The sequence below is a fragment of the Cyanobium sp. Morenito 9A2 genome (assembly GCF_024345575.1).
GTDB lineage: Bacteria > Cyanobacteriota > Cyanobacteriia > PCC-6307 > Cyanobiaceae > ATX-6F1.
This window is the reverse complement of sequence record NZ_JAGQBJ010000003.1, coordinates 249,228-270,887: the sequence shown is the minus strand read 5'-3', so window position 1 is coordinate 270,887 and position 21,660 is coordinate 249,228. Positions and strand designations below refer to the sequence as shown.

17 protein-coding genes are annotated in these 21,660 nt (G+C 63.9%); 6 read left to right on the top strand and 11 right to left on the bottom strand.

Annotation, left to right across the window (positions count from 1 at the left end):
- Positions 1–35: 35 nt before the first annotated feature.
- Genes KBY88_RS06465 through KBY88_RS06445 form a run of 5 tightly spaced genes read right to left on the bottom strand, consistent with a single transcriptional unit; the run spans position 36 to position 5,590 of the window.
- Complete coding sequence (locus tag KBY88_RS06465; protein ID WP_254939092.1) at positions 36–1,037, bottom strand: glycosyltransferase family 2 protein; 1,002 nt, start codon at positions 1,035–1,037, stop codon at positions 36–38.
- 5 nt (positions 1,038–1,042) lie between these two features.
- Positions 1,043–2,320 carry a lipopolysaccharide biosynthesis protein gene (locus KBY88_RS06460; protein ID WP_254939091.1) on the bottom strand — a complete coding sequence of 426 codons (1,278 nt, stop codon included), beginning with the start codon at positions 2,318–2,320 and terminating at the stop codon, positions 1,043–1,045.
- Complete coding sequence (locus tag KBY88_RS06455) at positions 2,317–3,312, bottom strand: glycosyltransferase family 4 protein (protein ID WP_254939090.1); 996 nt, start codon at positions 3,310–3,312, stop codon at positions 2,317–2,319. The genes KBY88_RS06460 and KBY88_RS06455 overlap by 4 nt, the downstream gene beginning before the upstream one ends.
- Positions 3,309–4,511: a glycosyltransferase gene (locus KBY88_RS06450; RefSeq protein ID WP_254939089.1), complete on the bottom strand. Its 1,203-nt coding sequence runs from the start codon at positions 4,509–4,511 to the stop codon at positions 3,309–3,311. Before KBY88_RS06450 ends, KBY88_RS06455 begins: the two co-directional genes overlap by 4 nt.
- A complete protein-coding gene (locus KBY88_RS06445) occupies positions 4,508–5,590 on the bottom strand; it encodes a polysaccharide pyruvyl transferase family protein (RefSeq protein WP_254939088.1) in 1,083 nt (360 codons plus the stop codon). The genes KBY88_RS06450 and KBY88_RS06445 overlap by 4 nt, the downstream gene beginning before the upstream one ends.
- Before the next feature lie 159 nt (positions 5,591–5,749).
- Here KBY88_RS06445 and KBY88_RS06440 point away from each other — a divergent pair, with 159 nt between their 5' ends.
- The 4 genes from KBY88_RS06440 (at position 5,750) to KBY88_RS06425 (ending at position 12,063) form a co-directional block, all read left to right on the top strand.
- Positions 5,750–6,796, top strand: a complete 1,047-nt coding sequence (locus tag KBY88_RS06440) for a polysaccharide biosynthesis/export family protein (protein WP_254939087.1) — start codon at positions 5,750–5,752, stop codon at positions 6,794–6,796.
- Positions 6,797–6,802: 6 nt separating this feature from the next.
- Positions 6,803–8,320: a GumC family protein gene (locus KBY88_RS06435; RefSeq protein ID WP_254939086.1), complete on the top strand. Its 1,518-nt coding sequence runs from the start codon at positions 6,803–6,805 to the stop codon at positions 8,318–8,320.
- Between the two features lie 13 nt (positions 8,321–8,333).
- Entirely contained in the window at positions 8,334–9,683 is a 1,350-nt protein-coding gene (locus KBY88_RS06430) for an O-antigen ligase domain-containing protein (RefSeq protein WP_254939085.1), read from the top strand.
- 1,003 nt (positions 9,684–10,686) lie between these two features.
- Positions 10,687–12,063, top strand: a complete 1,377-nt coding sequence (locus KBY88_RS06425) for an ammonium transporter (protein WP_254939084.1) — start codon at positions 10,687–10,689, stop codon at positions 12,061–12,063.
- A gap of 116 nt (positions 12,064–12,179) precedes the next feature.
- On the opposite strand, the gene sds is transcribed toward KBY88_RS06425, so the two are convergent.
- The 5 genes from sds to KBY88_RS06400 are packed head-to-tail and all read right to left on the bottom strand — an operon-like array spanning position 12,180 to position 16,704.
- Positions 12,180–13,151, bottom strand: a complete 972-nt coding sequence (gene sds / locus KBY88_RS06420) for a solanesyl diphosphate synthase (protein ID WP_254939083.1) — start codon at positions 13,149–13,151, stop codon at positions 12,180–12,182.
- A gap of 22 nt (positions 13,152–13,173) precedes the next feature.
- Entirely contained in the window at positions 13,174–13,986 is an 813-nt protein-coding gene (murI, locus tag KBY88_RS06415; RefSeq protein ID WP_254939082.1) for a glutamate racemase, read from the bottom strand.
- The gene (locus KBY88_RS06410; RefSeq protein WP_254939081.1) at positions 13,983–15,095 is read right to left on the bottom strand and encodes an N-acetylmuramoyl-L-alanine amidase; all 1,113 of its coding nucleotides are present in this window, start codon (positions 15,093–15,095) and stop codon (positions 13,983–13,985) included. The genes murI and KBY88_RS06410 overlap by 4 nt, the downstream gene beginning before the upstream one ends.
- 8 nt (positions 15,096–15,103) lie before the next feature.
- Positions 15,104–15,922, bottom strand: a complete 819-nt coding sequence (locus tag KBY88_RS06405) for a carbon-nitrogen hydrolase family protein (RefSeq protein WP_254939080.1) — start codon at positions 15,920–15,922, stop codon at positions 15,104–15,106.
- Between the two features lie 41 nt (positions 15,923–15,963).
- Entirely contained in the window at positions 15,964–16,704 is a 741-nt protein-coding gene (locus tag KBY88_RS06400; protein ID WP_254939079.1) for a 2-phosphosulfolactate phosphatase family protein, read from the bottom strand.
- A gap of 117 nt (positions 16,705–16,821) precedes the next feature.
- Here KBY88_RS06400 and KBY88_RS06395 point away from each other — a divergent pair, with 117 nt between their 5' ends.
- The gene (locus KBY88_RS06395; protein WP_254939078.1) at positions 16,822–19,491 is read left to right on the top strand and encodes an MGH1-like glycoside hydrolase domain-containing protein; all 2,670 of its coding nucleotides are present in this window, start codon (positions 16,822–16,824) and stop codon (positions 19,489–19,491) included.
- A 27-nt stretch (positions 19,492–19,518) separates the two neighbouring features.
- The gene (locus KBY88_RS06390; protein WP_254939139.1) at positions 19,519–21,117 is read left to right on the top strand and encodes a GMC family oxidoreductase; all 1,599 of its coding nucleotides are present in this window, start codon (positions 19,519–19,521) and stop codon (positions 21,115–21,117) included.
- A 19-nt stretch (positions 21,118–21,136) separates the two neighbouring features.
- Here KBY88_RS06390 and KBY88_RS06385 read toward each other — a convergent pair whose 3' ends face one another.
- Entirely contained in the window at positions 21,137–21,634 is a 498-nt protein-coding gene (locus KBY88_RS06385; protein WP_254939077.1) for a DoxX family membrane protein, read from the bottom strand.
- Positions 21,635–21,660 lie beyond the last annotated feature (26 nt).

Genomic DNA, 21,660 nt, shown 5'->3' with positions numbered 1-21,660 from the left:
GGCTGAGGAGATGAAGACGGCAGAAAGACGCTGGTTCAGGGCCGAAGCCGCGGACCGGCGCGGGACCGCCATCCCCCCAGCCTCGGCCAGCGCCGCAGGGTCTGCAGGATCAGGCGCGCGACCACGGCCAGGGCCGTGAGCCCGGTACGGCGGGGCTGGCGGATCAGTAGCCGCCAATCGGAGCGCAGGGCGCGGACCATGAAATCAGCTCCCAGGGCAGGATCCCCCTGCAGCCGGAGCGAGCGGCGGGCGAGATAACGGAGATGGACGGCCTGGGCCGCCGCGAAATGGCGTTCCACCACCTCGGGCGCATAGCCGCGGGCCGCGGCGATCAGGGCCAGCCAGCCCTCCTCCATGCGCTCCAGGCTGGCGGATAGGCCACCGGCCGAGGTGCGGTAGTAGGTGAGCACGCGTTCGATCGGTTCGATCCGCCAACGCCCCTGGCAGGCCACCCGCAGCAGCCACTCCAGGTCCTCGGAGTAGCTCATCTTCTCCACGAATCCCCCCACCTCCCTGAACACATCGCGCCGCAGCACCCAGTTGGACGTGGTGGTGGTGGGGTTCTCACAGAGAAAATCCACGGGTGTGAGGGCATGGCCGGGGTGGGAGGCCAGTTTCCCGGTGGGCTGTCCTCCAGGGCTGAGAAACTCCACCCGCGCAAAGCTCACCCCCAGCCCGGCATCGCCCTGGTGACGCTCCACGTGGCAGCGGAGTTTGTCGGGATGCCAGAGGTCATCGGCATCGAGAAAGGCGATCAAGGGCGCGGCGCTGGCGGCCACGCCCCGGTTGCGGGCGATCGAGACCCCGGCGTTGGGCTGCGTGATCACCCGAATGCGGGGGTCGTCCCGGGCGATGGCGGTCGCGATCGCGGCGCTGTCGTCGCGCGAACCGTCGTCGAGCACGATCAGCTCCCAATCGGTGAGGCTCTGGCGCTGTACCGACTGCAGGGTGTCCCGCAGCAGGGCGGAGCCGTTGTGGACCGGGATCACCACCGCAATGGACGGCGGACCCTGGGGCGACCGGGGCGAGGCTGCCATGGGGGTCAGCCGGCGGCCGCCCGGGCCTGCTGACGATGGAGCAGGCGACGGCCCATCAGGAGGTAGATCGGCTGGAGCCCCAGGTGGACCACAGCCACAGCCACAGCCACGCCGAGACTGCCCCAACGGGCACTGAAGACCACCGCCAGGGTGAGCACAACCGTGAAAGCCAGGTTCCAGTTCAGGTCCACCTGGGGCAGTCCCACCGACCGGAACAGCATCGAGGCGGCGTTGGCGAAGGGCCGCGAGAGGGCCGAGAGGCAGATCAGGATCAGGATCGGCACGGCGCCGGCCTCCACCCATTTCTGGCCGAACACGATCGGCACATAGAGGGGGGCAAGACTGGCCTGGAGGGCCACCAGCGGCACGATCACCCTGGTGATCGTGAGGATGTTCTCATCGAAACGGAGCTTCAAGCGCGTGGGGTCGGAGCGGATGTCGCAGAGGTCTGAGTAGAGCGACACCCCCAGGGCATTGATGACGCTCAGGCTGAGGCCCAGACCGGCATTGAAGGCGAAGTAATAGACCCCGAGGGCTTTCAGGCCAATGAGACGGCCGATCAACAGGTAATCGACGTTCTCGCGGAAGGTGTTGAGCAGCTCCACGCCGAGGATGCGGCTACCGAAACCGAGGATTCGCTGCCAACGGTCCAGGGTGAATTCAAGGCGTGGGCGCCACGGCTCGTAGTGGAGCATCATCCACACCCACACAGGCGCCACCAGCAATTTAGGCAGCACGATGGCCCACATGCCAAAGCCCATCAAGGCCAGCACAGCGGTGAGAACGTTGTCGGCCACCACCTGGGCGAGATTGGTGAGGCTGAAGATCTTGAGGCGGTTCTCGCGGCGCACCAGGGCCGTCTGCACCATCGCCAGCGGATAGATGAGATAGGTGCCACCCACCAGGATGATCGGCAACACCAAGGTGGTGTCGGCGTAGAAACGCCCCACCAGAAAGGAACCGGCGAACTGCACCAGGAACAGCCCCAGACCGATCAGCCAGTTGAGGCACCAGGCAGTCTGGCAGAGCTCCGCCACCTCGCCGGCATCGGCCTGCACGAGCTTGTCGCCGATGCCATTGCGGGTGAACACCCGCACGAATTCGGTGGTCATCAACACGATGGCGGCCAGGCCGTAGGCCTCCGGGGAGAGCAGCCTGGCCAGGAGCACGGTGGCCACCAGCCGCGAGAGGCGGATCCCCACCTCGCCGACGCCCATCCAGCCGATGTTGCGGATGAAGCGGTCCTGGGGCAAACGGGCCTTGAGGCTGGTCAGCCAGCTCATGAGAACTCCCTCAACAACTTCTCCCAGCCGTCGATGTAATCGGCCCAGGCCGTGCGCGCCGTGGCCCGACCCTGCAGGCCAAGGGCGCGCCGCTCGGCCAGCGGAAGTGCCAGCAGCTGGCGCAGGGCCGCCGCCAACGCCTGGGCATCATCGGCCGGCACCGCCAGCCCGCAGCCCCGCACCTGTTCGCTGAGCCCATCCACGTCGCTCACCACCAGCGGCCTGGCGGCGGCACGGGCCTCCAGGGCCACATTGCCCCAGGGTTCCCAACGGGAGGGCACCACCACGGCGTCGCAGTCGGCCAGCAGCTTGGGCACAGCGTCGATCCGCCCCAGGAAACGAATCCGCGGATCCTCTGCCGCCAGGGCGCGCAGATCCGATCCCAGCGCCCCTTCCCCAGCGATTGAGAGGCTGACGCTCCCCACAGGCAACTCCTTCACCGCCCGGATCAGGCTGTCGAATCCCTTCTGCTCACTGAGCCGGCCGTAGGCCACCAGTCGCAGGGGGCCGCCATGGGGCTGGGGCTCTGGCAGGTCCAGAAAGGGCTCCAACTGCCGGCTGGAGCGGATCACCCGCAAGCTGCTCTCGCCCGTCAGGCCCGCCGACCTGATCCAAGCCGCCTGGCCCTCCGAGACGGCGACCACACGCTTCATCAGGCCGTAATGGAGCCTGAGCATGGCGCGAAATCGCCACGGTGACGGCACCTTGGCCCGTTCAAAACCAGCGCTGTAGTGGTGCTCGATCACCACCCCACGGGTGCCACCGGGACGAACCAGTCGCGCCAGGGCCGGCAGGGTTCGCCAGCTGCAGGCGCCATGCCAGACGAACAGATCCGGTGACCAACGGCGGCACAGCTCGCGGGCCTCTGGAAGCGCGCTCTGGCGGAACTCCACCCAACGGCCCAGCTCGGAGGCCGCCAAGCTCGCCAGGGTGGCCGAAATGCCACCGGTCCAGCCCATGCCCTGGGAGCCGAGCACGTGCAGCACTTTCATCGGAGCGAGGCTCCAGAGGTGGCCGGCATCAGGCGCTCAAGGATCCGCCGCTGATAGGCCTCGGCGATCCCTGCGGCATGGGCCGACCAGGTGAAACCCTCAACTTGCTGAAGGCGCCGCTGGAGGGGAGGAGCCAGGGAAGGATCTGAAAGAAGCGCAGCCAACGTACGAGCCCAGGCCTCGGGTTCGCCCACCGGGCAGTAGATGGCGGCATCATCGGCAACCTCATGGAAAACGGGAATGTCGCTCACGACCGCGACGGCGCCGGAGGCCAGAGCTTCGATCAACGGCATGCCGAATCCTTCGGAATCGCTGGTCATCAACACGGCACGGGCGGCCTTGTAAAAAGCAACCAGCTCAGCCTGCTCGAGTCGGGGAATCCGGCGCAGCTCATCCTCCAGATTCAGCGAGGCGATCAGGTGCTTTTGGGCCGCGGTCCAGTCAGGCCCCACCCGCACCAGCATCAGGTCGGGGCGCTCGCGCCGCAGCAGCGCAAAGGAGCGCAGCAACACCTCCAGGCGTTTGCGGGGAAGGGTGCCACTGACGTTCAACAGGAAGGGCCGGTCCCCCACGGCCTGCCGAACCACGTTCTGGGGCTGCCTCGAAAAAGCCTCGGCGCCGGTCTGCCCTCCCGCTTCCAGGAGGAAGCTGGGGTGAACCCCCAGGGGCACCTGCACCAGCCGATCCTCCGCCACCAAATCGAACCGCAGCAGATCCTCCTTGACCTGGCCCGTGGTATGGAAGACGATCGCCACCTTGGCCAGCCCCGCCAAGGCGTGGCGCTGCATGGCGTTGTAGCGGGGGGAGCGGGGATAGAGCTTGGGTTGGAACACCGATCGGAACACATCCACGTCGTGGCACAGAACGCCCACGCGATCGGCTGGCAGATGGTGCACCAGGGAGGCGTAGCTGTGGTCGCAGATGTGGAACAGATCGAAGCGGCCAGCCCGCTGACGCAGAAAACGGGGATAGACGATGTAGCGGTTGAGCATCTTGTCCGCGCCCGTGGTCAGCTTGCGCAGTCGACGGCCCTGGGGAGGGGAACTGAGCACGGCCCGGTAGACGGGCTGCAGGCGCTCCGTGCAGAATTCCGGATGCCCATGGCGCAGGGCCTCAAACAGCTGGTCACCACAGACCTGCATGCTCGGGGAAGCCTCGGCGCGGAAATTGCAGAGCAGAGCCAGACGGGGGCGGCTCATGGTTGCATGGAAGGGCTGTGGCTGGGCCCAGCTGCGGCGAGGGCGGCCATGAACGAGCGTCGCACGTGTTCGCGGATCGGCTCCACAGCGAAGGGCCGGTCTGCGCTGGCGAGGATCGTGGCGATCTGATCAGCGGGATCGAAGGCCTTCAGGTTGCAGCCAGGAAGTTCCAGCCGCTCGGAGAGGTCACGGCCCTTGTTGGAGTAGTACAAGTTGTAGGGCAGTCGTCCTGCGGCCAGGCTGAGGACGGTCGTGTGGTATCGGATACCAACGACCAACCGAGCCAGGGAGAGGGCGGCCATGGCGATCTGCCAGTGGGCCCATGGGCCCGTGGGTCCCGTGAACGGGTTGAAGATCGCCACCTGGGGCACCTCGGCGGCGATGGCGGCGGCCACCTGGAGATCGTTGTCGGCACCGTAGGCCTGCGATTGAATCAGCACCACGGGCTGGAGCTGCGCCTTGACCAGTTCCCTGCAGAGCCCAGCCATTTGGCTCAGGAACCGTTGGTTGTCGTGGCCATACATCGAATCGAAAGCCCGCACCGAGAGCAGCGCCAAAGAGGTGGGATCCAGACCCTGAAGGGTCATCAGCTCCCGCGCCTGGGCCTGGGCGGGCGCCTCGAGCTCCAGGGCGAAGGCGGTGTCGTAGGAGAGCTGGGCGGGCACCCCCCGCTGCAGCAGCCGGCGGTGACTTTCCTCGTCACGGACGCAAACGGCCGCCAGACGGCGCAGGGAGCGGCTCAACAGGCGGAGGCTCAGGCCATGACACGAGCGTGGCAAGGACTGGCCGAAGAGAATGGTGCGGCTGGGATGCCGTCGCAGTTCACGCAGATTGATCAGAAACTGCTTGGTGATCAGCCATTCCCTTGAATTGTTGAAGATGTCTCCACCCACACTGACGTAAGTGTCACAGGGACCAAGCGCGTCCACAAATGAGATCCCAGGCACCGAAAGGGGTACAACGTCTTGAACGGTGGCAACCACCGGCTGCTCACCTCCAATCAACCGGGCCAGGGCGCTGTAGATCGCTGCATCACCTAGGTTGAAGGTGGAGTAGGTGTTGATCAGGCCGACGCGCAAGGTTCATGGATCTATTCATCCCCATGAAACCGTGGACACCCACCATTGGCCATGCCCTTGGGGAAAGCTGATACAGAGATACCATTTAAGAATGGCCATGCATGGTGCCTTGCGGTAGCGTGGGCTCAGTGGAAGCGTCAGAGTCAACGATCGACGCGCATGGTTCAGCCTTTCGCCCTCGCTCTCCTACTTGCGCTTGCTGTGGCGGGGTTTGCACTCCCCTCCCTTGCCCTGCCCCTCTCCGCCGGAGATCGTCTCAAGGTCACCATCCCAGAAGGTGAGGAATTCAGTGGAATTTTCGAGGTCAATCTCAACGGTGAGCTCGAACTTCCCTATGTGAATCCCATCCCGGTGACCGGCCTGGAGCCGGGCCTGGTGCAGAAGCGCATCCAGCAGGTGCTTGTGAAGGCAGGCTATTTCCAGCCCTCCTTTTTGAAGGTCAGCGTCAACGTTGTTCAGTGGGCTCCGGTTGAGGTGTTCGTCAGCGGCTCCACGTTTCAGCCCGGTCGTGTGCTGATCAATGAATGGAGCGATGCCGAGCAGACCCAAACGCCCGTGCAACAGTCCGGACAAGCACCGTTCAACCGCTTCCTCTCTGTTGCCATCCGCCAGGCAGGTGGTCTCATGCCCACGGCAAATGTCGCTGCGGTGGAACTGTTGCGGGGGTCCAAGAAGGAGGTAATTGATCTCTCCGGGGTATTCAATGGTGAACCCTTTAAGGATATCCCCCTGATTGCTGGAGACCGCGTGATTGTCCCCGATACAGGCATGCTCAATCCCATGATTGTACGCCCCTCTCAGATCACGCCAGTGGGGGTGAAGATCTTTATATCCAATCTCACCGTACCAGCCACCAGCAATGCCACCTCGGCCATTGGCCGAGATGCCACCTCGTTCCCCTATGGCTCTCGATTCTCACAAGCGGTGGTGTCTGGAAACTGTGCTGGAGGCTCGGTGCTCACCAATGCCTATCGCCGAGCCGTTTTGGTACGAACCCACTCCCTGACAGGCAAAACGACGACCCTCGACAAGGGGGTTGAGGAATTACTGCGCCGCTCCAGCAGCAACGACAACAATCCCTACCTGATGGCCAATGATGCGGTGGCTTGTTACGACTCTGCAGTGGTCAACTTCAGGGATGTGCTTGGAATCATCTCGGAGATCATCAGCCCAGGGGTTCTTCTCTACGATCGCTTCGTCCCCTGAGGCCCCGTGAAGCTTCTGCCACCCTTCCGTCGTCGAATCCGCTCATGGGCACCCCCGGTGCCTGAGCCGTTGGCCAAGGGGGCACGCCTGGTTGCTGAGCAGTACAGGAACATCCCCTTCCCAAATCTTCCTGATCCAAAGAACTGGTGGAGCAACCTCAGTCGCACAGACAAACTCCGCTGGAGCCGCTACATCCTTGTGAGTGGAGCAGCAAATGGATTCATCTGGGGATCCAGCCTACTGTTTCTGGTCACCGCAAAGCCGGTCTACACAAGTAGCTGGGCACTGATTCTGCCAGGAAGCATCAATGCAGTGAATGTGAACCTCCCTGAAATTGGTCAGGCCTCCGCATCCAGTGGCTCCTCCGGTGGAGCCACCTCCACCTCAGATCCCCGAGCAAACTACGAGTACATCTTCACCAGTGATCAGGTGATTCGCCAAGCAGCGAAGAATGCCAAGTTACCAATGGAAAAGTTTGGAGAGCCTCGCATTAAAAACATTGATAACACCACCTTGATGCAGATAGACGTTTCAGGACCTTCGCCCGAGCTAGCTAGACGCAAGTCCATAGCACTTTATGATGCGTTTGTGGAGCGCCTCAATCAGTTACGGATGAGTGAGATCCAGCAGAGGGAGGTCCCTACGCAGGAGATCCTTCTCGTCTCCCAAAACAAGCTTGAAAATGCCCAGAAGAAGGTGTCCGCTTACAAGCTTCGCTCTGGGCTGAATTCAAGCGAACAAGTGCAAACGCTCTCAACCAATGTAGAGCAACTACGGCGTCAGCGCGCCGAGTTTGCAGCCCAGCAGGCTCTTGCCGAAGGACGTCTAGAGAAGTTGAGCAGCAATTTAGGCCTGAGCTCCTCTGAGGCCGCGGATGCCTTCAAACTTCAGGTTGATCAGATCTTTCAGCAAAACCTTAAAGACTACAGTGAGGCCACGTCAATCCTCAAAGTTCAGTTGTCAAAGTTTGGACCCAATCATCCCCGTATCGTCAAGGAAGTTAAACGGCAGAAATCTGCTGAACAAGCGATGCAACGCCGTGCTCAGGCAGTCCTGGGACGCCCGCCCATCGCTCAGACCCTCACCCGCCTGGCTCTGGGCAGTAACAGCTCTGGCCGGGATGTACTGTTTCAGAATCTAGTGTCTTATCAGTCTGATGCCACTGGTGCTGCGGCACAGGTCGTCAAACTTGATCAACAAATTGCTGCTTTGGAAGGACGACTGCGCTGGATGTCACAGAGGCAATCATCCCTGGAGACACTCAAACGAAATGAGCAGATTGCCGAGGCTGTTTTTGCATCCACCCTGGCTAAGCTCGATCTGGGTCAAGGCGACATCTTTGCAGCATTTCCCCTGATTCAAATTGCTGTCGAACCGAGCCTGCCAGAAAAGCCAACCTCACCGAAAAAGGGTCTTGTCCTGGCCGGATCAGCCTTGGGCTCAATTCTGATGACGTCCGGCCTTTGGATTCTCTGGATTCGGAAGCCTTGGATCAAGCGACTCTCCAGATGGGTTTCCACTTGATGGGGAGGGTGCCATGGGCTTGAGATCCCTTGTTGGTCATATCACAAATCCTTCACCTGATCTTAGGCCTGAAAATTGGCCCGAACGGTTGGTGTGGTGGTCAATCGTTAGCACCTATCCGATCTGGCTGATTGGTGGACTCTATGTGGTGGGATCAATCCTGGGTTGGCTTTTGCTGGTGTGTTTAGTCATCAAGATACTGGCGCGCATGGATGATCCTGTGGAGAATGAAAAGATCTCCATTTCTCCGGTGATCTGGATATGGATCATAGGCATGCTGCTGATGGAAGTAGCACTGCTTGCGGGCCATATGGATTTTAATCTCGGCACAGCACTGATCATCAAATCGTCGATCGGCTGGGCCAAGGGCTGGGCAGCATTGGCGCTCTATCCCATGGCAGGCTGCCTGCCCATTCGTAGCAGCATTGTAAGCCGCGCCATCTGCATCGTTGGCCTGCATACGTTGATCATCATTCCAGTTTTACTGATTACTCCACACATAGGGCTGCCGGAGGTTCTCTATGTTTCTCCCCTGCGCGCCATTGGAGGACCTGGTAACGAATTCTTTGATGTTCCACTCTATGAAATTGATGGAAGTACCGGCGAACTTCGCTGGCGCCTCTTTACCCCATGGGGGCCAGCCCTTGGTTTTGTTGGCAATGTAAACTTCATGTTGAGCCTCGTGGAGAAAAACCGAAACTGGAAGATCGCCGGTTTGCTCGGGTCGATAGTAATGTGTTTCGTTTGCAAATCTCGGCTGGCACAGATCTGCATCATTGTGATCCCAGCCTTCACCACCATTGTTGCCCGTTTGCGCCAGCCGGTGATGTTGATCACTCTTGGCATGCTGTCGTTTGTGGGCGGCCTTTTATCACCTGTGCTCCTGACGGCAGCGGATCAATTCTGGGAGAATTTCAAGGGTGCACGAGCTGGATCCACCCGTGTTCGATTTGCGCTGAAGCGAATTGCCATTCAGCGCTGGGAAACTGAAGCGCCACTCTGGGGTCATGGTGTTGTTGAACCTGGTCCCCATCTGGTGGAGGCCATGCCGATCGGCTCTCACCACACCTGGGCGGGGCTGCTCTTCGTTAAAGGTAGCGTCGGTTTCCTGGCCTTAGCAGCACCAATGCTTGTCACAGCGATCGATCTGATGCGCCGTGCCATGAATCCTCGATATCAGCTGGGCTCCGTTGGACTTAGCATGATCGTGATCTTATTTATGTATACGTTCGGTGAAAATCTGGAGATTCTTGTTTATCTCTTTTGGCCAGGAATGCTTGTAATGGGTTTGGCTCTACAGGAAAAGATGGGCCCCCTGGCATTTAATCCAACTAGCCATGCGCTCGCTTCCGGCACAATCTGAAACTGAGCGACCTAACCTCGCGTGGGCAGAACTGAACCCTCCCAGAGCAATGGGACAGGGCTGACGTGCTTGAGTCCTCTCAGGGATACCCAAACGCCTGTTGCTTTGATGGAATCGGATGGTTCTTCTGCCGTGCTGGACTCAGCAAAACACCTCAAGTCGAGACTTTCAAACTGATCAGTGACCTTGGGGCTGTCGCCCAGCAGCACATAGGGAAACGCGAGTGAGCCCGTCGTCGTCGTTGTGCCTATGCCAACGATGACCCAAGTGCCATGGTCTGCCATGGGATAGCGCGGAAGCTGACCTGCGTGTGGAGGCATAGCGGAACTTCAGGGATGGCAAGATGGCGATGCGCCGATCGATTGGCAGGGCCATTATCCCACTCCAGAGCCCTTGCTCCACAGCGAAACTATATTTTATCTATTAACTCTAAATTCAAATTCTGATTTGAAGAATACAAGCATGCCATTCAAGTGATGGCCCCATTCGTTGATCCAGCGCCCGAGGCGACCAGCCCGAAACACCCCCTGGTCGTCTACCTCGATGCCAGGAGGGCTGAGCCATGGGACCTGCATGTAACGTACCTTCACTTTCCGAAATCTTCTCATTTGCTTGGTAAGGAAATTCAAAGCGCCCCATGTCATTCAGGCAAAGTTCTGTCGATCAACCAAGGAAGGCCGGGCCCAGTTCCCAAATCCTCCGAAGCGGTTGATTCAGTTGACCATTGAGCCGCCCGTGGCGTCGGATTGACGGGTGGGGAAGTGGCCAAATCCTTACGGAATCTCTGCCATTCGGTGCCATTTGACCTCAAATTGCGTCTTCTGTGCCTTTGGCTACAGGCCCAGCGCCCAGCTCGCCGGACTCTGACCAAGCCCGTTTATCGATCAGTTCCTGCAAAGGAGCGTTGATGATGCGAAGGAACCACCACCATTCCAACTGGAGCGCCGCCCTAACGGCCGGCCCCTCCGCTCTCGAAACATTTGACAGCTTCCGCCTTCGCTTCATGGCGGGAGTTCAGAACCCCCACCTGCGCCGGCTCGCCGTCGTTCTCCTGGCCGCCGGTGCTCTGGTGATGCCATTGATGGCTGGCGCCGCCAAGGCGGCGCTCACCAAAATTCCCACCGATGGTGCTGACAACCTCCTGATGTTGGTCGGTTCAGCCCTCGTGCTGCTGATGACTCCTGGCCTGGCCTTCTTCTACGGGGGCTTCACCCGGGCCAAGAACGTGCTCAATTGCATGATGATGAGCTTCTTCCTGATGGGTCTCATCGGGGTGCTCTGGGTGGTGATCGGCTACAGCCTCGCCTTCGGCGTCGGCTTCGGAAGCCCCTTCATCGGAGGACTCGAATTCTTCATGCTCAATGGAGTTGGAGGTCCCCTCGGCGATGCCCCCCTGGCTGACGGTTTCGCCATCAGTGCCACCAGTTTCGCCCTGTTCCAGGGCATGTTTGCGATCATCACCCCCGCCCTGATCAGCGGTGCTTTGGTGGAGCGCATCAACTTCAAGGCCTGGTTCTGGTTCTCCCTGATCTGGAGCCTGCTGATCTACTCACCCATGGCCAAGATGGTTTGGGGCGGTGGGTTCCTGGGCTGCTTTGGCATTGGAGCCATCGATTTCGCCGGTGGCACGGTGGTCCACATCGCCTCCGGGGTATCCGCCCTGGTCGCCGCCGCGATCATTGGTAAGCGCACCAATTGGCCCGAGCAGAAAAGCCCCCCCCACAACGTGCCCTTCATTCTTCTCGGGGCGGGTCTGCTGTGGTTCGGCTGGTTCGGCTTCAACGGGGCGAGCATGTTCGCCTCCAAGACGGCTGGCTATCCTTTCCTCACCACCACCACAGCGGCTTCGGCGGCATTGCTCACCTGGTGCCTTCTCGAGTGGTTCCTCGATGGAAAACCCACCGCCGTCGGTGCGGCTACGGGTGCCGTCGCAGGGTTGGTCGGAATCACTCCTGCCGCTGGCTTCGTTTACATGGGTCACTCGATCATCATTGGTGCGGCCACTGCCGTGGCCTGTCTGATCGCCGTGAGGGTCAAAATGGCGATCAAGTTTGACGACGCCCTTGATACCTTCATGGTTCACGGGGTCGGGGGTACCATTGGTGCCCTGCTGACGGGAGTCTTCGCTGTCAAGGAGCTCGTTCCGGCAGACTATTTCCCCGAATCTGCCAAAATCATGGAAGCCGCCGGCAACTTTGGGCTCTTTGTGGTCCAGTTCAAAGCCGTCATCATCACCTACGGTTTTGTAGGCCTTGGAACGGCTGTGATTCTCTTCGTTCTCAAAGTGTTCATGCCGCTTCGAGTCACCCCCGAAGACGAGGATCGTGGTCTCGACTACGTCCTTCACGGGGAAGAGGCCTACGACCCGATGGCCTACTGAGCCCCTCAACCCTTGGTCAAAACACAAGTTCAGCCCCTGCCCAGGCAGGGGCTTTTCTATGGGCGAGGGAGGCTGCGGGATCAACCATTGCCAGTCTGCTCAGCCCACGGCAGCGCTCAATAGAGTCGGCTGAGAACGTAATCCGGCAATGCCAGCAAGGCGCCGCGGGACTCCGATGGGGGGAGCCAATCAAGGCTTCCCGCCGCCTCCCGGGCAAAGCTCTCCGCCAGCGCCCGGGAGCGCGGAATCGCTTCGCAGCCACGCACCAACTCGAGGGCCTGTTCCAGATCGCCAGGCTCGCAGAGCTCGCGTTCGATCAGGCCGGCCAAGGAAGGGCGCTCTTCGAGGGCATACAGCACCGGAGCCGTGAGGTAACCGCTGGCCAGATCACTGGCGGCGGGCTTGCCCAGTTGCTGGTCACTGCCGGTGAAATCAAGGATGTCATCGACCACTTGGAAGGCCAATCCCAACTGCCGCCCAAAGCGGTAGAGATCATCGAGCCGATCGGAGGGAAGCCCGCTGAGCACTCCGGCGGCCTTGGCGCTGTTGGCGATCAAGGAGGCCGTTTTGCAGTAGCTCTTGTCGAGGTAGGTGGCGAAGCTCTGACCCGTGTCGTAGCGGTAAAGGCCCTGGCGTACCTCGCCATCGGCCAGATCCATGATCACGCGCGAGAGCAGCTTGACGACCTCGAGGTCATCGAGGTTGGCCAGATGCCAGCTGGCCTGGGCGAACAGGAAATCCCCTGCCAACACCGCCACCCGGTGATTGAAACGACTGTGGACCGTGGGGACCCCGCGGCGGGTGGAGGCCCCATCGACCACATCGTCGTGGACCAACGAGGCCGTGTGGATCATCTCGGTGATCTCGGCCAGGCGCCGGTGGCGGGAGCTCAGCTCGCCATCGGGAGCGAGGGCCCGCGAGAGCAGCAGCACGATGCCGGGCCGAATCCGCTTGCCCCCGGCGCTGAACAGGTGCTCGGCCGCCGCCTGCAGGATGGGGTGACCAGCGCCAATCAAGTTGCGCAGATCACTGAGCAACGCCTCTAGATCAGCCTCGACCGGCTGGAGCAGCTCTGCGACCGTTGCCATGTCTCCCTCCGGTGAACCGATCCTAGAAGGCGCGAGAAAGCGACTGGAGTGAGACCTGCTCCACGGAAGGGCGCTGGCCCAGCCACGGGGTGGCGGAAGTGGCAAAACTCTCGGCGCAGCCGGTCACGCAGAAACGGCCGCGCTCCAGGGGCTCCAGCTCAGGACGATCGTCGGGGTCCTGGCCCTGGCCATCGAGCAACATCTGCAGCCTTGCGACGGCGGCGACGGCGGGATCCACCAAGAGCACCTCCTGGGGAACCAACTGGCGCAGCAACGGCCGCAGCAACGGGTAGTGGGTGCAGCCGAGCACGATCGCCTCCACCCGCGCCTCCAGGAGCGGCTGCAGGTAAGCCTGAGCCGCCTTGTAGAGGCGTAGGTCGCGCAGATCTCCAGCCTCGATCAGCGGCACGAACTCCGGACAGGGCACTTCCACTACCAAGGCCCCCTCCTGATGGTCACGGATCGCGCGACCGTAGGCGCCACTGGCGGCGGTGGCCGGGGTGGCCAGAACACCCACCCGCTTGCTGCGCAGCTGGGTGGCGACGCTGTCGATCAGCCCGTAGACCGGCACACCGGCCTGATGGAGAGCCACATCGAAGGCCAGGGCATTGGAGGTGTTGCAGGCCATCAAGAGCGCATCCACACCTTCGGCACGAAGCCAGGCCACCACTTCGGAGGCAATCGCGCGGATCTCTGCGGGCGAGCGCTGGCCGTAGGGCACCCGGGCGGTGTCTCCCAGGTACAGGAAGCGCTGCTCAGGATGACGCGCCAGCAACTGCTTGAGAACGGTCAGCCCCCCCAGACCGCTGTCGAAGAGGCCCAGCAGCAAACTCATCGTCCGACCCTGAGGAAATTGAGCACACCCGTGGCGATCGCCAGGGCCAGCCTGCGCCTGTGCTGGCCATCGGCCAGGCGGGGGGAATCGAGTTCTCCGGTGACGAAGCCCATCTCCACCAACGCCGCCGGCATCACGGTGCGGCGGATCACGAAAAACCGTCCTTGCCGGACCCCGCGGTCAGGGCTGCCGGGGGAGACGGCCAGCACCTCCTGCTGCACCGTGGCGGCCAGGCTGCGGGCGCTCTGGCTCTCGAAGTAAAAGGTCTCGATGCCGTTCACATCCGGGCGCGCCATGCTCAGCGCATTGGCATGGATGCTTAAAAAAATGTCGGCGCCACTGCTGTTGGCCAGCGCCACCCGGGGGGGCAGATCCACATCCACCTCGCTGGTCCGCGTCAGCAGCACCTGCACCCCCCGTTGTTGAAGCAATTGGGCCACCTGCAGGCTCACGTCGAGCACGACATCGGTTTCCCGCAGGCCGCCGATGCCCACCGCCCCGGGGTCGGGCCCGCCGTGGCCGGGGTCGATCACCACCTTGAAACGCCCACGGGGCACCCCCGGGAGGCCGGCGGCGGAGGGGCTGGGACCGCTGGACCAGCGCGGCACGGCCGGCCGCCAGCTGAGCGTGGGGGCCACCGGGGTCGGGGCATCGAGATCCCCTTCTCCGAGGGGTTGCACACCTCGGCTGGCCAGGCCCTTGAACTCGAGACGCCAGCGGTCCCGAGCGGTGCCCTCAAGCCTGAGCTCGCGGGGATCGAGTTCCGTGCCCGGCGCGAATTCCAGAACCAGGCGGGTGCTGTCGGGGGTGGGCTTGCCGATCCGCACCTCCCTGACCACGCCACCGGCGGGAAGGCTGCGGGTGCGTAGGGGGGCGCCGGGAAGATCGATCCAGACCCGGGGTCCCAGCCCCCCACGGCCGGCCTCATAGAAGGCCTGCAGAGTGATGTCCGGGGAAGTGCGCAGCTCCAGCACCCCCTCACGGCTCAATCGCCAGGCCGAGAGAGCACTGCCCGCCAGCACGGGCAGGGCCGCCGCCAGCATCGCCACCTGGACCACACCCCCCAACATCAGGGCGGGTAGAACCCTCAGCAGCCGGGCACACCCCATGGCCGGCGTCAGAACAACGCCGGGCGGCGGTGTTGGAGGCTGGGCATCACAGCCCGCACCCGTTGGCCATGGGCCACGTCAATCGGTGCCACGGCCAGGCCAGGGGTCACGCCGGCATCGGAGAGCACCGTGCCCCAGGGATCGATCACCATGGCGTGGCCATGGCTGTGGCGACGGCCGTAATGCACGCCCGTCTGAGCCGGAGCTAGCACGTAGACGGTGTTTTCGATCGCCCGGGCCTGCAGCAGCACCTGCCAGTGGTCCTTGCCGGTGAAGGCGGTGAAGGCTGCGGGAATCATCACGAGATCGGCGCCGGCTCCGGCCAGGTGGCGGTAGAGCTCAGGAAAGCGCACGTCGTAACAGATGGACAGGCCGATGCGGCACAGACCGGGTGCGTCCACCACCGACGGAAGCTCCTGGCCGGGTTGAACCGTTGCCGACTCCCGGTAGGTGTTGCCGTCGGGCAGATCGACATCAAAGAGATGGATCTTGTCGTAGCGGGCCAGGAGCTGGCCGTCCTTGCCGATCAGTTCGGCGCGGTTGAGGGTGAGGCGCTCCCCTGAGGGCACCGGGTAGCCCCCCCCCAGAAGCGTCACCTGGTAGCGGCGGGCCATGGTCACCAGAAATCGGTGGCAGCGCTCGGCCAGGGCCGGCGCCAGCTCCAGCCGCCGCTCGTCATCGCCCATGAAGGCGAAGTTCTCCGGCAGACCCACCAACTCGGCGCCCCGACGGGTGGCCAGCTCGATCAGCTCCTCGGCGGCGGCAAAATTGGCGTCCGTGTCGGGGCCGGAGGTGAGCTGCAGAGCTGCCGCCAGGAAGCTGGTCACCGCGTGAGATCTGGGAGTGGCGGCACTGTAAGGGACCTCCCTCAGCGGGCCTGGAGCACACCTGGCTCCACCTGGGTGGGCACCACCTGGAGGCTGTCGATCGCGGCACAACAGCGGAAATCGGCGTCGTGGTCGCCGAGGCCAATCAAGCGCTGACCATGGCTGGCAACCCGCAGACAGGTTTCAGGGTCGTGGCGCCATTGCTGCCAGAGGGCCAGGGCAGCCAGCATCTCATCGTTGCCGAAGTTGACGCCCACATGGGGAGCCACCGCCAACTCCATGGCCGCCGAGGCCACCGCGCCGGCGGCGAGGGAATCCTCGAGCGAATAGTCCCCTTCCCAGCCACTGCCCACGATCCAGACGCGCCCACAACCCCGCTCGACCAGGCGCCGTGCCACGGCGCCCCGGTTGGGCAGGCAGGCCGTAAGCAGCAGTGGCACCTGGCGCACGCGGTCCAGGGAACGGGTGCCGTTTGTGGTGCTCATGAAGATGCGCTTTCCCCCCACCAGCTCAGGGCTGACAGCGATCGGGGAATTGCCCAGCTCAAAGCCCTCCAGCCGCGCCCCACCCCGCTCGCCGGCCCGCAGGCGCCGTTCGGCCGGCCAGGCGTCGGCGGCGGCCTGCAGGGCCTCCAGATCGGCGAAGGCCTGCACGGCCTCAGCCCCGTTGTGCAGCGACCAGGCGATCGTGGTGGTCGCCCGGAGCACATCAATCACGACGGCGGCGTCGGGCAGCGCCCCCTCCGGCACCAGCTCGGAGGTGGGGTAATAGGAGATCAGCACGGGCACAACTCAGGGCCGGGGCCACAGTAGGCAGATGCCCCCAGGGCCAGGGAGGCGGGGATGCTGGAAAGTCAGGGCGGAAGGAACCAAGATGCGGCCAGTGCAGGCGGAGGCGCCATGGCCGCCAGCGACGGTGAGAACGGCTCGGAACTGGGCAGGATGGCCGAGCGCGACCTCGCTCTTGTGCCCTGGGATCTCTGGGGCAGCTATCTGCCGGATCGCCAGTGGGGCACCGTGCGCGAGGACTACTCCGCCGACGGCGACGCCTGGCGCTCCTTCCCCCACGACCATGCCCGTTCCCGGGCCTACCGCTGGGGCGAGGACGGCCTGCTGGGCCTTTGCGACAGGGAATGCCGCCTCTGCTTCTCGGTGGCGCTCTGGAACGGCGTCGATCCGATCCTCAAGGAGCGCCCCTTCGGCCTGGGCAACCCGGAGGGCAACCACGGCGAGGACATCAAGGACTACACCTTTCACCTCGCCAACACCCCCACCCACAGCTTCCTGCGGGGCCTCTACAAGCTGCCCCAGCGGCCCTTCCCCTACGGGCAGCTGGTGGAGGAGAACGGCCGACGCGGACGCGACGAACCCGAGTACGAACTGGTGGACACGGGCGTGTTCAGCGGCGATCGCTACTTCGATGTGTTCATCGAGTACGCCAAGGCCAGCTTCGACGACATCCTGATCCGGCTGAGGGCGGTCAACCGAGGCCCCGAACCCGCTCCACTCACCCTGCTGCCCACGCTCTGGCTGCGCAACACCTGGGCCTGGGGCTACCCGGATGAGACCGAGCGGCCGATGGGCCTGGTGGGCGATCGGCTGCACACCGATGGGGTGCCGACCCTGGGGGCCTATGAGCTGGCCTGCCGGGAGGAGGGTCCCTGGCTGTTCACCGATAACGAGACCAACGAGGAGCGCCTGTTCGGACGCCCGAACCACCGCCCATTCCACAAGGATGGTTTCCATCGTCATGTGATCGAGGCCGAGGCGGGGGCGGTGAATCCGGCCCAGCGGGGCACCAAGGCCGCCCGGCTGCTGCGGCGCAGCCTGGAAAGTGGCGAGGAGTGGGTGGTGGAGCTGCGCCTGCGGGCCGTGAGCAGGGCCGGCGAGCCCCCCTTCGGCGAGCACTTCGACGCCCTCCTCCAGGAACGGGAGCAGGAGTGGCAGGCCTTCTTCACACAGCGGTTGCCGGTGCTCTCCGCCGACGATCGGCTGATCCAGCGCACCGCCGCCGCCGGCCTGCTGTGGGGCAAGAAGTACTACGGCTGGAGCGTGGTGCGCTGGCTGGAGGGGGACCCCACCCAGCCGCCGCCTCCACCGGAGCGCAGGCGCTCGGCCAACGCCTATTGGAGCCGGCTCCATGCCCACGACATCATCTCGATGCCGGATTCCTGGGAGTATCCCTACTTCTGCCAGTGGGACCTGATGTTCCACGCTGTGGCCTTCGCCCTCATCGATCCCGCCACCGCCAAGGAGCAGGCCCTGCTGCTGCGCAGCCCCCACTACACCGCCCCCAACGCCCAGACCCCGGCCTACGAGTGGGCCCTCTCGGATCCGAATCCGCCGATCGGCGCCTGGGCCGCCCTGCGGATCTACCAGATCGATCAGCGCCAGAGCAACGCCCCCGATCTGCCCTTCCTGCGCACCGCCCTGCGCAAGCTGCTGCTGGAGTACGGCTGGTGGGCCAACCGCAATGACCGCTCCGGCGACAACGTCTTCGAGGGGGGCTTCCTCGGCCTCGACAACATCGCCGTCTTCGACCGGCGCTTCCCCCTGGCCGACGGCAGCCGGATCGAGCAGTGCGACGGCACCGCCTGGATGGCCTCCCTGAGCCTGAATCTGCTCAGCATCGCCGTGGAGCTGAGCCAGGAGGAGCCGGAGTACGAAGACCTCTGCGAGCGCTTCGTGCACGACTACGTGCAACTGGCGATCGCCCTCAACACCCCTGCCCAGCGCGGGTTCCTGAACTGGGACGAAGAGGACGGTTTTTACTACGACGTGATCAAGCGGCCCGATGGCAGCACCGATTACCTGCGCACCCGCTCGGTCTCGGGGCTGATTCCGCTGCTGGCGGTGGCCAGCTTCGATGGGGAGACGGTGCAGCGGCTGCCGGCCCTCGATGTCCGCCGCAGCATGGCTTGGTTCATCCACGAGCGCACCACCCCCACCTGGGTGGAGGCCCACCTGGGCCAGCGCCACAACGGCCGGCTGCTGTTCGCCCTGGTGCCCGAGGAGCGGTTGCGACGGATCTGCAAGCGCCTGTTCGATGAGGAGGAGTTCCTCTCTCCTTACGGCATCCGCTCCCTCTCCAAGCGCTACGAAACCCAGCCCTACACCTACACCGAAGGAAACGAGACCCAGCAGCTGGCCTACAGCCCCAGCGACAGCCCTGTGGCGATGTTCGGCGGTAACTCCAACTGGCGCGGTCCCGTGTGGATGCCGATCAACTACCTGCTGATCGAGGCACTGCAGAAGTTCGGCCATTATTACGGCGACAGCTTCCAGGTGGAGTTCCCCACCGGATCGGGCTGCTGGCTCAGCCTCTGGGAGGCCTCACTGGCGCTGGAGGAGCGGCTGGTGGGACTCTTTCGCCGGGATGCCTCCGGCCGCCGCCCCTTCCTCGGCGAAGTGCCCCTGTTTCAGGACGATCCCCACTGGCGCAATCTGATTCAGTTCCACGAGTATTTCCATGGCGATGATGGCCGCGGCGTGGGGGCCAGCCACCAGACCGGCTGGAGCGCGATGGTGGTCAAGATGATCGACCAGCTCTCCCGCTACCCCACCCCCTGAGCCCCTGAGGACTCCGCCGTGCCCTCGATCCATTCCTCCCCCCTGCCCGGGTTGGCCCAGCTGGAGCCCAGGGGCGGCAGCCATTTTGATCTGCTGATCATCGGCAGCGGCGCCGGCGGCGGCACCCTGGCCCAGCACTTGGCCCCGACGGGGCTGCGGATCCTGGTGCTGGAGCGGGGCGACTGGCTGCCCCAGGAGCCGGAGAACTGGGATGCGGAGGAGGTGTTCCAGAAGGGGCGCTACGTGTCGAAGGACACCTGGCACGACCACCACGGCAAGCCCTTCCAGCCCGGCAGCCACTACGTCGTGGGGGGGGCGACGAAGATGTACGGGGCGGCCCATTTCCGCCTGCGGCAGCAGGATTTCGAGGAGCTCCGCCACCACGACGGGCTCTCGCCGGCCTGGCCGCTGCGCTACGACGATTTCGAGCCCTGGTACCAGCGGGCCGAGGAGCTGTTCCATGTGCACGGGCTGCGGGGGGAGGACCCCAGCGAGCCCCCCGCCAGCGGGCCCTACCCACACCCACCCGTGGCCCACGAGCCGCGCATGCAGAAGCTGGTCGACGACCTGCGCAGCGCCGGCCTGCGGCCCTTCCATGCCCCCAGCGGCGTGCTGCTCGATGAATCGGCGATGGCCTTCAGCCGCTGCCGCAAGTGCAACAGCTGCGACGGCTTCCCCTGCCTGGTGCACGCCAAGGCGGATGCGGAGGTGCTGGGGATCCGGCCAGCCCTGGCCGCCGCCAACGTGTCCCTGCTCACCCGGGCCCAAGTGCGGCGGCTGCGCACCGACGCCTCAGGCCGCTCGGTGACCGCCGTGGAGGTGGAGCGGGACGGGGAACCGTTGACGTTTGCGGCCGATCTGGTGGTGGTGAGCTGCGGGGCGGCCAACAGCGCCCGGCTGCTGCTGATGTCGGCCAACGACCGGCATCCGCGGGGACTGGCCAACAGCTCCGATCAAGTCGGTCGCAACTACATGTTCCACAACAGCAAGGCGCTGGTGGCCCTGGCCCACGAGCCCAACCCCACCGTCTTTCAGAAAACGGTGTCCATCAACGACTGGTACCTAGGCGACGGGGCGTTCCCCTACCCGATGGGCAACGTGCAGATGACCGGCAAGACCCGCGGCAGCATCATGAAGGGCTACGCGCCTGTGGAAACGTTCCTGGCGCCGGGCTGGAGCCTCGATCGGATCGCCGAGCACGCTCTCGATTTCTGGCTTTCCAGCGAAGACCTGCCCGACCCCGACAACCGGGTGACGGTCGACGCGGGCGGCGCCATCACCCTCAGCTATACCCCCAACAACCCAACGGCGAGCCGGGAGCTGGAAAAGCGGCTGCGGGGCCTGCTCGATCGCCTGTACCTCAAAGATCACCTGGTGGAACGCCAGATCTACGTGCGCAGCACGATGGCGATCGCCGCCGTGGGCCACCAGGCGGGCACCTGCCGCTTCGGCACCGATCCGGCCAGCTCGGTGCTCGATCTGCACTGCAAGGCCCACGACCTCGACAACCTCTATGTGGTTGACACGAGCTTCTTCCCGAGCATCGGCGCCGTGAATCCCTCGCTCACCGCGATCGCCAACGCCCTGCGGGTGGGTGAGCACCTCAAGGGGCGCCTGGGTCGCTGAGCGTCGGGCCGAGGGCCTCTCAGCCGAGCCAGCCCTGCAGCAGCGGCCTCACCCAGGCGCCATCCAGGGAAAGAGCCCCACCGCCTGCGGCGATCAGCACCAGCGCCATCACCACATACATCGCCGCCTTCTCCCAGCTGGGGGGCTCCCCCACCCCCATCGGTCCGGCGTAATCCCCCGCGGGAATCAGGTAGGGATCGGGGGCGATGAAGGGAAATCCCGAGCGGATCTCCAGCACCAGCGCGTAGGCCATCGACACCAGAATCGCCAGGGCCGCCAGGGGGGTGAGCAGACCGGGCAGCAGCGCCAGACCGCCGGCCCACATCGAAAACGCCGAGAGGAAACAGAGCCAGACGGGGGTCTTCAGCGCCGCGGACCACACCTGCAGATGGCGCAGCTTCGGCCAGCCATGGCGCAGGAAGGCCACACCCACAAACAGCCGCAGCAGCAGCAAGGCGACGGCCCCGGTGCCGCCGACCGGGGGGGGCACAAGAAGATCCAGCAACCCACTGGCCATGGCCTCAGCGCCGGTGCGAACCCGGT

Bases quoted from the DNA above. Each gene is read 5' to 3' on its own strand.
- KBY88_RS06465 (WP_254939092.1), bottom strand. From the start codon at position 1,037: ATGGCAGCCTCGCCCCGGTCGCCCCAGGGTCCGCCGTCCATTGCGGTG.
- KBY88_RS06460 (WP_254939091.1), bottom strand. From the start codon at position 2,320: ATGAGCTGGCTGACCAGCCTCAAGGCCCGTTTGCCCCAGGACCGCTTC.
- KBY88_RS06455 (WP_254939090.1), bottom strand. From the start codon at position 3,312: ATGAAAGTGCTGCACGTGCTCGGCTCCCAGGGCATGGGCTGGACCGGT.
- KBY88_RS06450 (WP_254939089.1), bottom strand. From the start codon at position 4,511: ATGAGCCGCCCCCGTCTGGCTCTGCTCTGCAATTTCCGCGCCGAGGCT.
- KBY88_RS06440 (WP_254939087.1), top strand. From the start codon at position 5,750: ATGGTTCAGCCTTTCGCCCTCGCTCTCCTACTTGCGCTTGCTGTGGCG.
- KBY88_RS06430 (WP_254939085.1), top strand. From the start codon at position 8,334: ATGGGCTTGAGATCCCTTGTTGGTCATATCACAAATCCTTCACCTGAT.
- KBY88_RS06425 (WP_254939084.1), top strand. From the start codon at position 10,687: ATGGCGGGAGTTCAGAACCCCCACCTGCGCCGGCTCGCCGTCGTTCTC.
- sds (WP_254939083.1), bottom strand. From the start codon at position 13,151: ATGGCAACGGTCGCAGAGCTGCTCCAGCCGGTCGAGGCTGATCTAGAG.
- murI (WP_254939082.1), bottom strand. From the start codon at position 13,986: ATGAGTTTGCTGCTGGGCCTCTTCGACAGCGGTCTGGGGGGGCTGACC.
- KBY88_RS06410 (WP_254939081.1), bottom strand. From the start codon at position 15,095: ATGGGGTGTGCCCGGCTGCTGAGGGTTCTACCCGCCCTGATGTTGGGG.
- KBY88_RS06395 (WP_254939078.1), top strand. From the start codon at position 16,822: ATGGCCGCCAGCGACGGTGAGAACGGCTCGGAACTGGGCAGGATGGCC.
- KBY88_RS06385 (WP_254939077.1), bottom strand. From the start codon at position 21,634: ATGGCCAGTGGGTTGCTGGATCTTCTTGTGCCCCCCCCGGTCGGCGGC.